14 protein-coding genes are annotated in these 13351 nt (G+C 36.2%); 3 read left to right on the forward strand and 11 right to left on the reverse strand.

Features of this window, described 5'->3' with window-relative positions; genetic code table 11:
- Window positions 1-2: 2 nt before the first annotated feature.
- From rny to BLR30_RS11070, 6 genes are all read right to left on the reverse strand, one after another.
- On the reverse strand, window positions 3-1568 hold the full coding sequence (rny, locus tag BLR30_RS11045) for a ribonuclease Y (RefSeq protein ID WP_175443650.1): 1566 nt from the start codon (window positions 1566-1568) through the stop codon (window positions 3-5).
- Between the two features lie 222 nt (window positions 1569-1790).
- Window positions 1791-2078, reverse strand: coding sequence for a cell division protein ZapA (locus tag BLR30_RS11050; RefSeq protein WP_042722546.1), 288 nt, complete (start codon window positions 2076-2078; stop codon window positions 1791-1793).
- Window positions 2078-2380, reverse strand: a complete 303-nt coding sequence (locus BLR30_RS11055) for a hypothetical protein (RefSeq protein ID WP_089858407.1) — start codon at window positions 2378-2380, stop codon at window positions 2078-2080. The genes BLR30_RS11050 and BLR30_RS11055 overlap by 1 nt, the downstream gene beginning before the upstream one ends.
- 139 nt (window positions 2381-2519) lie before the next feature.
- A complete protein-coding gene (porT, locus tag BLR30_RS11060) occupies window positions 2520-3302 on the reverse strand; it encodes a type IX secretion/gliding motility protein PorT/SprT (RefSeq protein ID WP_089858410.1) in 783 nt (260 codons plus the stop codon).
- Window positions 3303-3305: 3 nt separating this feature from the next.
- Window positions 3306-4037 (reverse strand): bifunctional demethylmenaquinone methyltransferase/2-methoxy-6-polyprenyl-1,4-benzoquinol methylase UbiE, encoded by a 732-nt coding sequence (gene ubiE / locus BLR30_RS11065; protein ID WP_089858412.1) that lies wholly within the window; start codon window positions 4035-4037, stop codon window positions 3306-3308.
- 3 nt (window positions 4038-4040) lie between these two features.
- Window positions 4041-4610, reverse strand: coding sequence for a hypothetical protein (locus BLR30_RS11070; protein ID WP_089858414.1), 570 nt, complete (start codon window positions 4608-4610; stop codon window positions 4041-4043).
- A gap of 101 nt (window positions 4611-4711) precedes the next feature.
- Between BLR30_RS11070 and BLR30_RS11075 the strand changes: the two genes are divergently transcribed.
- Both BLR30_RS11075 and BLR30_RS11080 read left to right on the forward strand, forming a co-directional pair.
- The gene (locus BLR30_RS11075) at window positions 4712-5779 is read left to right on the forward strand and encodes a 3-oxoacyl-ACP synthase III family protein (protein ID WP_089858416.1); all 1068 of its coding nucleotides are present in this window, start codon (window positions 4712-4714) and stop codon (window positions 5777-5779) included.
- Between the two features lie 69 nt (window positions 5780-5848).
- Window positions 5849-7054 carry a metallophosphoesterase gene (locus BLR30_RS11080; RefSeq protein WP_089858419.1) on the forward strand — a complete coding sequence of 402 codons (1206 nt, stop codon included), beginning with the start codon at window positions 5849-5851 and terminating at the stop codon, window positions 7052-7054.
- A 167-nt stretch (window positions 7055-7221) separates the two neighbouring features.
- Here the strand turns inward: BLR30_RS11080 and BLR30_RS11085 are convergent, their stop codons facing one another.
- Window positions 7222-7974 carry a polysaccharide deacetylase family protein gene (locus BLR30_RS11085; protein ID WP_089858422.1) on the reverse strand — a complete coding sequence of 251 codons (753 nt, stop codon included), beginning with the start codon at window positions 7972-7974 and terminating at the stop codon, window positions 7222-7224.
- Between the two features lie 89 nt (window positions 7975-8063).
- On the reverse strand, window positions 8064-9026 hold the full coding sequence (locus BLR30_RS11090) for an NAD-dependent epimerase/dehydratase family protein (protein WP_089858425.1): 963 nt from the start codon (window positions 9024-9026) through the stop codon (window positions 8064-8066).
- 293 nt (window positions 9027-9319) lie between these two features.
- Here BLR30_RS11090 and BLR30_RS11095 point away from each other — a divergent pair, with 293 nt between their 5' ends.
- On the forward strand, window positions 9320-10600 hold the full coding sequence (locus tag BLR30_RS11095) for a dicarboxylate/amino acid:cation symporter (RefSeq protein WP_089858428.1): 1281 nt from the start codon (window positions 9320-9322) through the stop codon (window positions 10598-10600).
- A 175-nt stretch (window positions 10601-10775) separates the two neighbouring features.
- On the opposite strand, the gene BLR30_RS11100 is transcribed toward BLR30_RS11095, so the two are convergent.
- Genes BLR30_RS11100 through BLR30_RS11110 form a run of 3 tightly spaced genes read right to left on the reverse strand, consistent with a single transcriptional unit; the run spans window position 10776 to window position 13342 of the window.
- Window positions 10776-11627 carry a diacylglycerol/lipid kinase family protein gene (locus BLR30_RS11100; protein WP_089858821.1) on the reverse strand — a complete coding sequence of 284 codons (852 nt, stop codon included), beginning with the start codon at window positions 11625-11627 and terminating at the stop codon, window positions 10776-10778.
- Between the two features lie 44 nt (window positions 11628-11671).
- Window positions 11672-12484, reverse strand: coding sequence for a hypothetical protein (locus BLR30_RS11105; RefSeq protein WP_089858432.1), 813 nt, complete (start codon window positions 12482-12484; stop codon window positions 11672-11674).
- Between the two features lie 27 nt (window positions 12485-12511).
- The gene (locus BLR30_RS11110) at window positions 12512-13342 is read right to left on the reverse strand and encodes an RsiV family protein (protein ID WP_089858435.1); all 831 of its coding nucleotides are present in this window, start codon (window positions 13340-13342) and stop codon (window positions 12512-12514) included.
- Window positions 13343-13351 lie beyond the last annotated feature (9 nt).

Raw genomic sequence — 13351 nt, forward strand, 5'->3', positions numbered from 1 at the left:
TGTTATCTCGCAATATTTACGGCTCTTGTTTCCCTGATTACGGTTACTTTTACCTGTCCCGGATAAGTAAGCTCATTCTGAATTTTTTCAGAAATGTCATAAGACAGTTGGGAAGCGACTTCATCATTTACTTTACCGCTTTCTACCATTACTCTTAATTCTCTACCTGCCTGGATCGCATAAGCTGATGAAACTCCATCAAAGCTTAATGCTGCAGATTCAAGATCTTTTAATCTTTGGATATAAGATTCGAGAACCTGTCTTCTAGCGCCCGGTCTTGCTCCGGAGATCGCATCTGCTACCTGAATAATAGGTGACAATAGTGATGTCATTTCGACTTCATCGTGGTGAGCTCCGATAGCATTTACTACTTCTGCATTTTCACCGTATTTCTCAGCCCACTGCATACCCAATAAAGCGTGAGGAAGTTCAGATTCCTGCTCAGGAACTTTTCCGATATCGTGCAATAAACCTGCTCTTTTCGCTAATTTTACATTTAATCCTAACTCAGCAGCCATGGTTGCAGCAATGTTTGCAACTTCTCTGGAGTGCTGTAATAGGTTTTGTCCGTAAGAAGAACGGTATTTCATTCTACCTACGATTTTAATTAATTCCGGATGTAATCCGTGTATTCCCAAATCAATGATCGTTCTTTTACCTACTTCAATGATCTCTTCTTCAATCTGTTTTCTTGTTTTTTCAACAACCTCTTCAATTCTTGCCGGGTGAATTCTTCCGTCTGTAACCAGTCTGTGAAGTGATAATCTTGCGATCTCTCTTCTTACCGGGTCAAAACAAGAAAGAAGAATAGCTTCCGGAGTATCATCTACGATAATTTCTACGCCTGTTACTGCTTCCAGCGCACGGATATTTCTACCTTCTCTACCGATAATTCTACCTTTTACTTCGTCAGATTCTATGTTGAAAACCGATACTGAATTTTCAATCGCCTGCTCCGTACCAATTCTCTGAATTGTCTGGATCACGATTTTTCGTGCTTCACTTTTAGCATTCAGCTGCGCTTCTTCCATAATGCTCTGAACATGTGCCTGAGCTCTTGTTTTTGCTTCAGCTTTCATAGTTTCTACCAATTCTGCTTTTGCTTCTTCAGCTGTATAATTGGAGATTTTTTCAAGAACTTCAACCTTTTTAGCGGTAGCAACATCCAGTTCGTGCTGTTTTCTTTCTAGAATTTCAGCTTTTTTGGCATAATCTGCGATTTGCTTATCCAGATCTTTTTCAAGTTTTCCGGCTTTACTCAGTTCGTCATTAAGCTTATGTTCCTTATCCTTAATTCTCTTTTCAATCTCCTGCATTTTCTTTTCACGCGCCTGAATATCTGCATCATGCTGTGATTTCAGTTCCAGAAATTTTTCCTTTGCCTGAAGGTTTTTTTCTTTTTTTATGGATTCGGCTTGTACATTGGCTTTTTCTATAAGATTTTCGGCATTTTTCTTTGCATCATCTATAATAAATTTTGCCTTAGTATTCAGTGAACTTTTGGAGAAAAACACTCCTGCTGCAGCTCCGATTACCAGGCAAACAATGCCGACTATAACTTCTATCATAATTTATATCGAGTTTTAATTGTATTTACATAAAAAAGCCCACAATAATCCAGAGATTGAGAGTAAACTCCTAATCAACACGATTTGAACTGATTTCCACTGTCTGTAATCCGGACGAACCGGCACGCCATTCAATGGACATTTGTTCGGTAATTGTTTAGCGTTGAGTTTACCTTTAATGTGTTAGAATTATTGTAGGCAGCATTTTTCGGGAAAAAAAATCTATTTCCCTGTTTCATTCAACGATTGATTGATTTTGGCTAATCTTTCGTTGGTAGATTGTATTGTTTTATCGTAGTTCATAGACACCACTTCTGCATTGGTTCCCAGTTTCAGGGCACACATAGCCAAAGCATCCTGTTTGTCTCTCACATCGAAATTCTGTTCAAAATCTTTAATCATATTTTCAATCTGCTTCCCGACCTTACGCAGAGTTTCTTCTTCTGCTGCCGGTACGTTCAGCGGATACACCCTTCCTGCAATGTTGATGGTTATTCTTCTTACCTCCATTATAATCCACTGTTTTGAAGCTGTGCAATACAGAAATCTATTTCCTTCACCAATCTGTTGATGTGATTTTTCATCAACCTGTTATGTTCAGGGTTTCCTGATATTGCTGAATAAAGTTTTATATTTTTTTGTTCTTCTGCTAATACCTGATTTTTCTTTCTTTCCTCATCATATTTCTTCTTCAGGTCTTCATGCTCAATATTTAATTCCGAGAACCTTTCAGTAAGATTTTTATAATTCTTTTGTAATAATAAAATCTTTTTCTCTAATTCTGAAAAATTATTTTCTAAATCTTGAAGCATTTCAGGTTTTGTATATTCTAACTAGTAGCAAAAATAACAAAATATTAACACTAACAAAAATAAAAGTCTCTATATTTTGTATTCAAAAGGAAAAGGAGACACAAAATGCATCTCCTTTCCATATTTCGTAATATTTTTCTTATTCAAATTTCAATACAAAGAATATTGCGCGGGTTTGCAATGTAGACATTGCTGATGTCCAGTAAGGAGGTGTAGTTGCGTTATCTGCCACAATTTCATTATTCATGATAAATGTACCTCTCACTGCCGGAGTAAGTTTAAACTTGTTGAAGTAAAACTGTATTCCCATTTCTGCAGACCATGCAAAATTGTGAGTCGTAGATCTGAAAACCTGTTGTAAATTATCGTCCGTAGAGTCTGAATTTGACTGTAGGTTAACAATATAATTTACCCCTGCAGCAACATACGGTCTGGAGTTATACCATCTTTGTCCGTGGAATTCGAGCAATACAGGAACATCTACCAACGTAGTTTTAATATCTCTTACTTTATCTTTGTCTGTTAAAGGAATAGGTATAAATGGATCGTTTGTCAAAGTACCTGCTGCATATTGATCGTTCGACTGCGTCTCGAAAGTCAACTGTCTCTGGCCGAACTGTAACCCTGGTTCCAATCTTAAGTCCAGATAATCGTTTAGCCTCCATTTTGCGATCAACCCCGCACCGAAACTGTAACTTTCTTTGGATGTAACAAGATTGTGATTATTATCCATACCATATCTAGGATCCAAAACGATACGGTAGTCTAGTCTGTTACCACTCAGATAAAAACCCCAGCTGAATTTCTGTTCGTCGAAATCTTCCAACTTATCCATTCTGTTTCGGGTTCTGAATTGCGCGTTTGCTAACACTGCAACATTTACTGAGGCTAAAACCAGTGCTCTTAATAAAAATTTATTCATAGGTTACTTTGTTGCTTTATAAATTGTGGCTATACCTAAACTTAGTTTTTTATATTCAACTTTTTTAAATCCTGTATCTAAAAGAATTTGTCTCATCTTTTCCCCGAAAGGAAAAGCATTTACAGAATCCGGAAGGTATGTGTACGCCCTATTATCCTTAGAAACCAGTCTGCCGATGGCAGGTAATACATTTTTGAAATAAAACATATAAAATGGCGCCAAGAAACCCTCAACCTTTGAAAACTCCAGTATATAAACACTTTTGTTATCTTTAACAACTCTTCTCAATTCTGCCAAACCTTTGGTAAGGTTTTCAAAATTCCTCACTCCAAATGCAACGGAAACTGCATCGAATCTATTGTCCTCGAAAGGTAAATTCTCAGCATCTCCTTTTTGCATGGAAATTTTGCCGTCTAATTTAAGTTTTTTTATTTTAATAACGCCAACATTTAACATTTGTTGCGATAAATCTAATCCGATCACCTTAGAACCTGTTCCCTTTTCAATTGTAATGGCAAGATCTCCCGTTCCTGTAGCCACATCAAGTACTTCCTGTGGGTTGTCGTTTTTCATCCATTTCACCAAAGTATTCCTCCATAAAACATCTATTTTCATGGACAAAACATGATTCAGGAGATCATATTTCGGTGCAATATTGTCGAACATATCTTCTACCTGACTCTTTTTGGTTGCTTCAGAGTTGTAGGGCGTAATTTTGGTAATATCTTTTGTCAAAACTTAAAACTTATAATATTCGTTATAATAATTCAGGTAATCCTGTTTTCTGAAAATTTTCGATCTGGATTCTACTTTCTGGATGTTTTTTATCACTTTATCGTAATCTTCGTCTACGTTATAATAAAAATCATCCGTAAACAATTTATTGAAATGTCTTGCTCCACCAAAGTATGCTTTTCCGTCGATCATAGTCTTATCCAATGCCAAAAGTAGTGAATCTTTCTTAAGATTGTACCCATAGTATTGGTCATTGATGTAATAATCCTGATGGGCAATATTAATAAGACCCCGAACTTTATTCACCTCGAAAGCAGAATCAAAAAGTAATTTTTTATTCTGGTCAAAAACCTTAATTGAGTTTTTACCTTTATTCAAATCCACAGGAACAGTCTGGCCTGCAGCAATTGTTCCTTCTGCACCGTTATTTATTTTATAGTAATACGTGTTGGGAGTGGGATTATCTACAACGTAATAATTCTTTTTGGCCAAAAGAAAGAAGTAAACCCCAAAGGCAAAGATAACCGCCACAATGGCAATCAGTAAGCCTTTTAAGGATGGATTGTTTTTCATAGGATTGTAAAGTACAATTTTTGCAAATTTAATAATATTTTTAATTCTCTGTTATTAATATTAATTATTAACTTTGCATCTTTAAAAAATCATTTAAACGAATGCCGAATACGATCATTATTGGTTCTGGATCTTATCTTCCCAGCAGAATTATCGGGAGAGACTATTTCTTAGGTTCAGATTTTTATACTGAAGACGGGGTGAAAATTGATAAGCCTGCTGAAGAAACTATTGCAAAATTTGTAGAAATTACAGAGATAGAAAACAGAAGATTCATAGAAGATGATCTATCCAATTCTCAAATAGGTTATGAAGCTGCAAAAATTGCTATTGAAGACGCACAAATAGATCCGGAAGAGCTTGATTATATTATTTATGCAAGTAATTTTGGGGAAGTTACAGTACACGGATACGCAGATTTTATGCCGACGATGGCCGCAAGAGTAAAGAATAAATTAGGTATCAGAAACAGAAAATGTATCACCTACGATATGCTGTTCGGATGTCCGGGATGGGTAGAAGGAATGATTCTGGCTGATAATTTAATAAAAGCCAACGTTGCCAAGACCATTCTTGTAATCGGTGCTGAAACACTAAGCAGAGTAACAGATCCTCACGACAGAAACAGAATGATCTTTGCAGACGGAGCCGGAGCAGTTGTCGTAAAGGCTACAGAAGAGGAAAATGTAGGAATTATCGCTCACAATACGATTTGTGATAATGGTATTGAGTTAGATTATCTTGCCAACGGCCCATCTATCAACAAAGAATCAGATCAAAGCCGTTTATTCGTAAGAATGCAGGGAAGAAAAATCTATGAATACGCTCTTAAAAATGTTCCTGCAGCCATTAAAGAAACCATCGAAGACGCAGGTCTTTCTATTGAAGACATCAACAAAATCCTGATTCACCAGGCAAATGCTAAAATGGATTACGCCATGATCGAAAGACTTCATAAACTTTATGACGTTAAAGATTACGATCATTCTATATCTCCAATGACAATTCAGGACTTCGGAAACTCTTCCGTAGCAACAATTCCTACGATGTATGATTTAATAATTAAAGGAAAAATGGACGGTCATTCGTTTAAAGAAAAAGGTAACATTGTGATGACTTCGGTAGGTGCCGGAATGAACATCAATGCTATTGTTTACAGATTTCCTTAATAGTATTTAATAAAAAAATATAAAAAGCACAGGGAAGTTATTTTCTTTGTGCTTTTTTTTAAACCGATTATGCAAAGAAACTTTTTAATTATTGCAGCTATCTTCCTTTTTTTGGAAGTATATATTTATCAGGCAATCAGAACTCTTACAGATAATTTCTGGATAAGAATCGGCTACTGGGCAATTTCTCTTGCGGTGTATGCGTTTTTCGCGTACGAGATCACGCATTTCAGCAAAGCAGACAGAAGTATGATGAGGGTACAGATCATGATATCACTTTTTCTGATATTTATTCTTCCTAAAATCTTTGTTGTTTTGTTTCTGCTGATAGATGATATCATCAGAATCTTTGGTTATCTTATCGGTTTAGCAGGGTCTTCAGAAAATCATTTCCCTGAAAGAAGAAAGTTTTTAAGCTTAGTTGGTTTAGGTCTCGGAGGTGTTCTTTCCGCTCTATTCATAGATGGAATCACATTCGGGAAATACCGTCACAAAGTAAGAAAAGTGAGAATCAATTTTGCTAATCTTCCTAAAAGCTTCAAAGGATATAAAATTATTCAGATTTCAGACGTTCACAGCGGCAGTTTCTCTGATCCTTCAAAATTAGAACACGCCATCAATCTTATCAATGAACAAAAACCTGATCTGGTTTTATTCACCGGAGACATGGTAAATAATGTAGCCGAAGAGTTTAAGCCATTTATTCCGCTCTTTTCAAAAATCAAGGCAAAAGATGGGAAATTCGCAGTGCTTGGTAACCATGACTATGGCGATTACGTTAAATGGACCTCACCAGATGAAAAGAAACAAAACCTTGATACGTTGATCGATTACGAAAGACAAGCCGGCTTTGATATGTTACGAAACGAACACAGGATTATTGAGAAAAACGGTGAACGACTATACATTCTGGGTGTTGAAAATTGGGGACTGAAGCCTTTTCCACAATTCGGAAGATTAGACGACGCGCTTATAAATGTTCCGGAATCCGCTACAAAGATCCTGATGAGTCACGACCCTACCCACTTCGATTATGTTGTAAAAAAGCACCCCGGAAACGTCCATCTGACACTTTCAGGACATACACACGGAATGCAGTTCGGCCTTGATCTTAAAAATGTAAAATGGTCTCCGGTTCAGTATAAATATCCAAAATGGGCAGATTTATATGAAAGTGAAGGGAAAATGCTGTACGTAAACAGAGGTTTTGGCGTTTTAGCTTACCCTGGAAGAGTCGGTGTTTTGCCTGAAATTACGCTTTTTGAGTTGGCTTAATTTTTAATACTCTCCCAGATAAGGCAGATTTAGCAGATGTTCATGGATATTTTTTATACCAGAAATATATTTTATTTTTTAAACGCAAACATCTGCGAAATCTGCCTTATCTGCGATAGCAAAAAAACATTATATAAATCCATAAAATCTTGGGAATTATAAAGAATTTAAAAAATATAATCTTTCATGCGGGAAGTAGCCATTTCTTTTTCGTTGATCCACCTAAGGAGGACATCCAGTTTGTCCTCCATTTTTTTGCCTGAATTAAACCTTCTGTGCACAGGAACATCAAAATGATACTTGCCAAAATCGGTAAACTGCCAGGAATTCAAATAAATCAAAACAAAATCATCATTCTTTAGTGTTTCAAAAACCATATTCTTGTAATATTTCATCGGCAACAGCTGAAATATAAAATCATTATAAGGCAACTGACTGTACGGGGAAATACTTTCCGGAACAATGCTTAATCCATTTTCCTCAACAATATCCGTCGCCCTTTTCAACCGTTTAAATGGAAAAAGAATATCAGCATTATCGATATTTGAAACATAATTAAATTCCATCAGCTTTAAACTTTCATGAGCAATTTTAAGATCTTTCTGACGAATTCCTTTGATTTGCTTTTCCAGTAAATCCTGAATATTTTTTTTAACAACTTCAATTTCTCCGGGATCCGACTTCTGATTATAAAAAGCAATTTCATGCCCTTTGGATGAAATTGCTTTTAGTAAATCACGAAGTTTTTCAGCAATGGAAATCTCAACGAAAAAGCTCGCTTTTATATCATAAATATCCAAAATTCGGACAATAGCTTTTGTATTTTCTATTGATATTTTCAACCGCTCTTCATCAGAAACACTGACTCCAGTTTTACATTCTGCTTCAATTGTAATGATGTTGAACGTTAATAATATCATATCAATTTAATTTTAGATAAAATTTAAAAATACTTATTAATCAGATGTTAACACTAAATCTATTTAAAGTATAACTTTATATAACGTTATTACTTATTTAACTTCACTTTGAGGTTTTTAATCATGTCTTTTGTCATTTCAGAAATCCCGAAATTATAAGTCAGACCCCAGTCTTTTTTCGCCACAGAATCATCAATAGAAGCAGGCCACGAATCTGCAATTTGCTGTCTGAAATCCGGCTTATAATCAATCTCAAAATCCGGTATTTCTTTCTTGATTTCTTCAGCAAGTTCTTTTGGAGTAAAGGACATTCCTCCCAAATTATAAGAAGAACGAACACTAAGATTTTCTTTCGGAGCTTCCATTAATTTCAAGGTTGCATTGATCGCATCATCCATATACAACATCGGCATTCCTGTATTTTCAGAAATGAAGCTGGTGTATTTCCCCTCCTCTATGGCTTCATAAAAAATCTCAACGGCATAATCTGTTGTACCTCCGCCCGCTGGTGTTTTCCATGAAATCAATCCGGGATAACGGATACTTCTAACATCTACCCCATGTTTATCAAAATAATATTCGCACCATTTTTCTCCAGCCATTTTAGATATTCCGTAAACAGTAGTCGGGTTCAGTACCACATCCTGCCCTACATTCTCTTTTGGAATTCCTTTTCCGAAAACAGCAATTGAACTAGGCCAGAAAATCTTCTGAATAAGACCTTCTTTTGCCATTTCACAAAAATGAAGAAGTGGTTCCAGGTTAAGTTTCCATGCAAAAATCGGCTGCTTTTCCGAAGTACCTGATAGCAAAGAGGCTAAATGATAAACAGTCGTGATCTCATAATCCTTTATGATCTGCCTTACCAGCTGGGTATTTGTAACATCCATTCTTTCGTAACTACCTGCAGAAGTAATTCCCTTTTGCCATCTGTCGAGCCCTGAAGCCACTACATTTTCTGCTCCGTGAATTTCAACGAGTCTGTTGGTAAGTTCCGTACCGATCTGTCCTAGTGCACCTGTAATAAGTATTCTTTCCGTGTGGGATTCCATTTTTGATTTTTATTAGTTGATAAAAGCAAAAGTAAATATTTTAAAGCCTATCTTAAAACAAAATTGCAAAATGGATTACAAAATTCGCTATTCAAAAAGATTATCATTTCATATATTCCATTTACTCCCACATTTTCAGCATTATATACAGAACACCAATATTTTTACAAGATAAATGATGAATTAATCATGCGAGTAAAGTTGAAAGAAAATATTTAGGGAGACATTTTACTGACATTTGTCATATCAAACAATAAATTTTTCATAATTTTCGATCCTCAAAAATAACTTCATTGAAATCAAAAAAACTTTATCAGCAACTATATGTGCAGGTCGTTATAGCCATTATTGCCGGGATTCTTTTAGGAAAGTTTTATCCTGAAATCGGTGAAAAGATGAAACCTCTCGGCGATGGATTCATCAAATTAGTGAAAATGATTATTGCGCCGGTGATTTTCATTACCCTTACCTTAGGCATTGCCCACATGACGGATCTTAAAAAGGTAGGCAGAATTGCGGCAAAGGCTATGATTTATTTTTTAACATTTTCAACACTGGCTTTAATTATCGGACTTATTGTAGGAAATGTAATACAACCCGGCCATGGACTCAATATAGAACCTTCTACCCTTTCCGGAGATGTTTCCCAGTATCAGCAGAAGGCCCATGAGTCTACGCTTACCGGATTTATTATGAATATCATCCCGGAAACTCTTTTTAGTCCACTCGTGGGAGAAAATATCCTTCAGGTGTTGCTGGTAGCTATTTTAATGGGTGTCGCTTTGGTTTTAACAAAAGAAAAAAGCCATAAAGTAACAGCGTTCTTACAGGATCTCTCGACACCGGTTTTCAAAATTGTGCATATGCTGATGAAGCTGGCTCCTATCGGGGCATTTGGAGCGATGGCTTTTACTATTGGAAAGTACGGACTGCATTCTGTTCTGAATCTCATCTTCCTGGTCGGTACTTTTTATATCACATCGGCACTCTTTGTTGTGCTGGTACTTGGAGCTGTTGCCTGGTACAATGGTTTTAATATTTTTAAACTAATGTATTTCCTGAAAGAAGAACTTTTGCTTGTATTAGGAACCAGCTCTTCCGAATCTGCCCTCCCGGGAATTATGGAAAAACTCGAAAAAGCAGGTTGCTCAAAAACAATTGTAGGACTTGTAGTTCCTACAGGATATTCGTTTAATCTTGACGGAACCAATATTTATATGACGTTGGCTTCCCTGTTTATTGCGCAGGCTCTGAATATACATTTACCTATCGAAAAACAGATCATGTTGCTTTTAGTAGCTATGCTTAGCTCAAAAGGTGCAGCAGGTGTTACAGGTGCCGGTTTTGTAACATTAGCGGCGACATTAGCAGTTGTTCCCGAAATTCCGATTGCGGGGATGACTTTAATTCTGGGTATCGATAAATTCATGAGCGAATGCCGTGCATTAACCAATGTAATCGGAAATTCCGTAGCAACAGTGGTCGTTGCAAACTGGGAAAAACAACTGGATAAAAAACAGCTGCAATACTGCCTGGATTATCCCAACGATGTCGAAAAGAAGCTGGAAGTCTGAGAAATCATCACCTACATTCCTCATACTTATGGTACTAAAAGGTTCGTCCGAATGGCATTGAACGGAAAATACTGATGGCATTGAACGGACAGTACGTATGGCACCGTTCGGTTTGGCTGCTTTAGTTTGCTGTTATCTGTGAACTTCTGCTGTTCAGTTTCCGGCGAAAAGTGTATTATATTAAAATATTCAGGCTCGAAGGAAGCACTTTTACGTGTATGGGAGACTTTATTTTATTGAATTCACCATCAAGATGCCAGTTTTTTGTATTGACTTTAAATTCAATTTCCGACACCGGAAGATAGGTAATATAATCATCATCCTTCAGCTTTTTAGTAAACATTCTGAAGGCGAAAAGCGGAGAGTATGTCAGAGGAAACTTTTTAACGAGAACCATATCTACCAGTCCGTCACTTTTACTTGCATTAGGTGCAATGTATGCATTATTCCCAAACTGCCGCGTATTGGCGATATTCACCATCAGATATTTCCCGTTGTATTCCTTATATTTTTCATCAAAGAACTTGACCTTGATGGGTTTATAGCTGAAAAATGTTTTAAGGGAAACTTTGATATAATTTTTAAAACCACGGTTAGTTTTCTCGAATTCCTTCACCACTTTTCCGTCGAATCCTGTTCCGGAAACATTAATAGAAAGCCGGTCATTAATGGTAAATGTATCGATCTTGCGGGATTTTTTTGCATTCAGCTTTTCCAGAAGTTCATCCAGGTTTTTACTGAATTTTGTTTCATTGGAAAAGCCATTGCCCGATCCGGCAGGAAAAATAGCAAGGATTTTTTCTGTATTAATAAGATTTCTCGCCACGGTAGAGATTGTTCCGTCTCCTCCTATGGCTACAAAAATATCAATCTCATGAAAATGCTTCTGAATAAAATCGTCGGTTCCCAAAATAGATTCCGAAATATAATATAAAGGATTCTGAACTTTGGCTTTCAGCTCATTGAGAAACGGCTGATAGTTCTTTTTGGCCGAAAAAGGATTAATGATAAAGGCTACTTTTTCCATTAACGCAAAATTAAAAAATGCTTCCTTATCAGAAAGCATTAAATTCAATTAATTTTCATTCTCCTAGCAAAATCAGGTTGTATATACCCGCTAAGATCTTTCCATGATACGGTGAGAATAATATCCCCGATATCGTAATCATGGCTGATTTCATTCATATTATAATGGAAATACAAATTAAAATCATCAAAATAAAAGTTTTGGGTTACCGGAAACGTAACGGCAGAGAGCAAGTTGTAAGCTCCTCTGTCATAAGTTTTAATCTGCTGCATCATTGCTGTCCTCTCAAGGCTTAGTTTCAAAATTCTTCTTATAGTCTCTTCAGACAACACAAGAATATCTGAAAGTTTCAGTTTCTTCTTATTTTTAAAATCAAAAACTCTTTCTTCATAGTGGTAGCGGGACTTGCTTTCTATTCCCGACTGACTTTCATAATACTGAATAGAGACATAATTATTTTTGTTTGTGCGGACATTCATCTGTGAGATGTATGACCATTGCTGCTGTTCTTTTATTTCCGAAAGTCTGCCAGAATTCAGCACTCGGTCATAGACATCCTGCTTTTCATTTTTGAGGTAATCCTGAAGTCTGCTTTTAGAGAAATCCGATATGTTTTTGTCGGGATAAATTTCTTTAAGAAGATTTTCATCTTCAAAATCCGGGAACCATAAAAGCTTCGAAGAATAGCGCAACACCACCGAATCTGAAACCTTTAGCGTATCTTCTTCTATAACTGCATCGATCTTACTTCTCCCGTAACCGTTCTTATCAGCATTTTTCTTCTCGTTTCCAATTTCTTTACATCCCGCCAGCATCAGAAGCAGTGCGACAGCCCAAATAAGATATTTCTTTTTCATCGTTCATGTTTTAATTAATTTCTTAATCTACTGATTGATGCCCATTCTTTTTTTAAATTCAGGATTGATGGTATCTTTCAACTCTTCCCAGGAAATCGGGATGGCAATGTCACCTGCTGCATATGCTGCAATTTCGTACGGGCTATAATGGAAATACAGATTTTTTTCATCAAAATAGAAATTGCCCGTAGCCGGAATTACATCTACCAAAAGCATTTCGGAATTATTTACCTTTCCGTTGGAGTCTGTGGTTCCGCTATTGATCTTGTTGATATTTTTCATCAGTAAAGCTTCAATTTTTGCTTTCGGCATAGACGTTATATCTTTAAGCTCAAGCTTTTTATTGTTTTTTAAATCAAAAACTCTTTCTAAAAACCCATAATTTCCGTGAGCGCCGCCTTCGTATGAACTCCATAAATACTGAATATGCAAATAATCGTTGACTTTTGATTTTAGGCTCATTGTCATATCCGAATACCATTCCTGAGAAAAATTCATATCGGAGATCCAGTCTTTTGAATCTTTTTTAATCTTGCTGAAATATTCATTTTTATTATTTTCAAGCCAGCCTTTAAGGCCACTTTTCGAAAAGTCCTGAATATTTTTTTCTCCGAAATAAATGCTGTCTAGCAAATTTTTATTATTAATCCCCGGAAATACGAGCATTTTGGATGAATATTTAACGATTAATGAATCGCTAAGTTTTATAGAATCGTTCACTTTTACTGAATCTACACTTAATGTATTGACCTGAACGGTATCCTTTTTTACAGTATCGGCAGCATTATTTTCAGTTTTCTTACATGCTGAAACGGCAAATAGCGTTGAAAGTGCCAAAACGGCTATGGTGTTTCTCATAATTCTGAT

The organism is Chryseobacterium taeanense, from assembly GCF_900099685.1.
GTDB classification, from domain to species: Bacteria; Bacteroidota; Bacteroidia; order Flavobacteriales; family Weeksellaceae; genus Chryseobacterium; species Chryseobacterium taeanense.

What these genes read in the sequence shown, in the direction of transcription:
- BLR30_RS11070 (WP_089858414.1), bottom strand. Translation starts at nt 4,610, where the DNA reads ATGAAAAACAATCCATCCTTAAAAGGCTTACTGATTGCCATTGTGGCG.
- BLR30_RS11055 (WP_089858407.1), bottom strand. Translation starts at nt 2,380, where the DNA reads ATGCTTCAAGATTTAGAAAATAATTTTTCAGAATTAGAGAAAAAGATT.
- BLR30_RS11100 (WP_089858821.1), bottom strand. Translation starts at nt 11,627, where the DNA reads ATGGAAAAAGTAGCCTTTATCATTAATCCTTTTTCGGCCAAAAAGAAC.
- rny (WP_175443650.1), bottom strand. Translation starts at nt 1,568, where the DNA reads ATGATAGAAGTTATAGTCGGCATTGTTTGCCTGGTAATCGGAGCTGCA.
- porT (WP_089858410.1), bottom strand. Translation starts at nt 3,302, where the DNA reads ATGAATAAATTTTTATTAAGAGCACTGGTTTTAGCCTCAGTAAATGTT.
- BLR30_RS11080 (WP_089858419.1), top strand. Translation starts at nt 5,849, where the DNA reads ATGCAAAGAAACTTTTTAATTATTGCAGCTATCTTCCTTTTTTTGGAA.
- BLR30_RS11075 (WP_089858416.1), top strand. Translation starts at nt 4,712, where the DNA reads ATGCCGAATACGATCATTATTGGTTCTGGATCTTATCTTCCCAGCAGA.
- BLR30_RS11110 (WP_089858435.1), bottom strand. Translation starts at nt 13,342, where the DNA reads ATGAGAAACACCATAGCCGTTTTGGCACTTTCAACGCTATTTGCCGTT.
- BLR30_RS11050 (WP_042722546.1), bottom strand. Translation starts at nt 2,078, where the DNA reads ATGGAGGTAAGAAGAATAACCATCAACATTGCAGGAAGGGTGTATCCG.
- BLR30_RS11105 (WP_089858432.1), bottom strand. Translation starts at nt 12,484, where the DNA reads ATGAAAAAGAAATATCTTATTTGGGCTGTCGCACTGCTTCTGATGCTG.
- BLR30_RS11090 (WP_089858425.1), bottom strand. Translation starts at nt 9,026, where the DNA reads ATGGAATCCCACACGGAAAGAATACTTATTACAGGTGCACTAGGACAG.
- BLR30_RS11085 (WP_089858422.1), bottom strand. Translation starts at nt 7,974, where the DNA reads ATGATATTATTAACGTTCAACATCATTACAATTGAAGCAGAATGTAAA.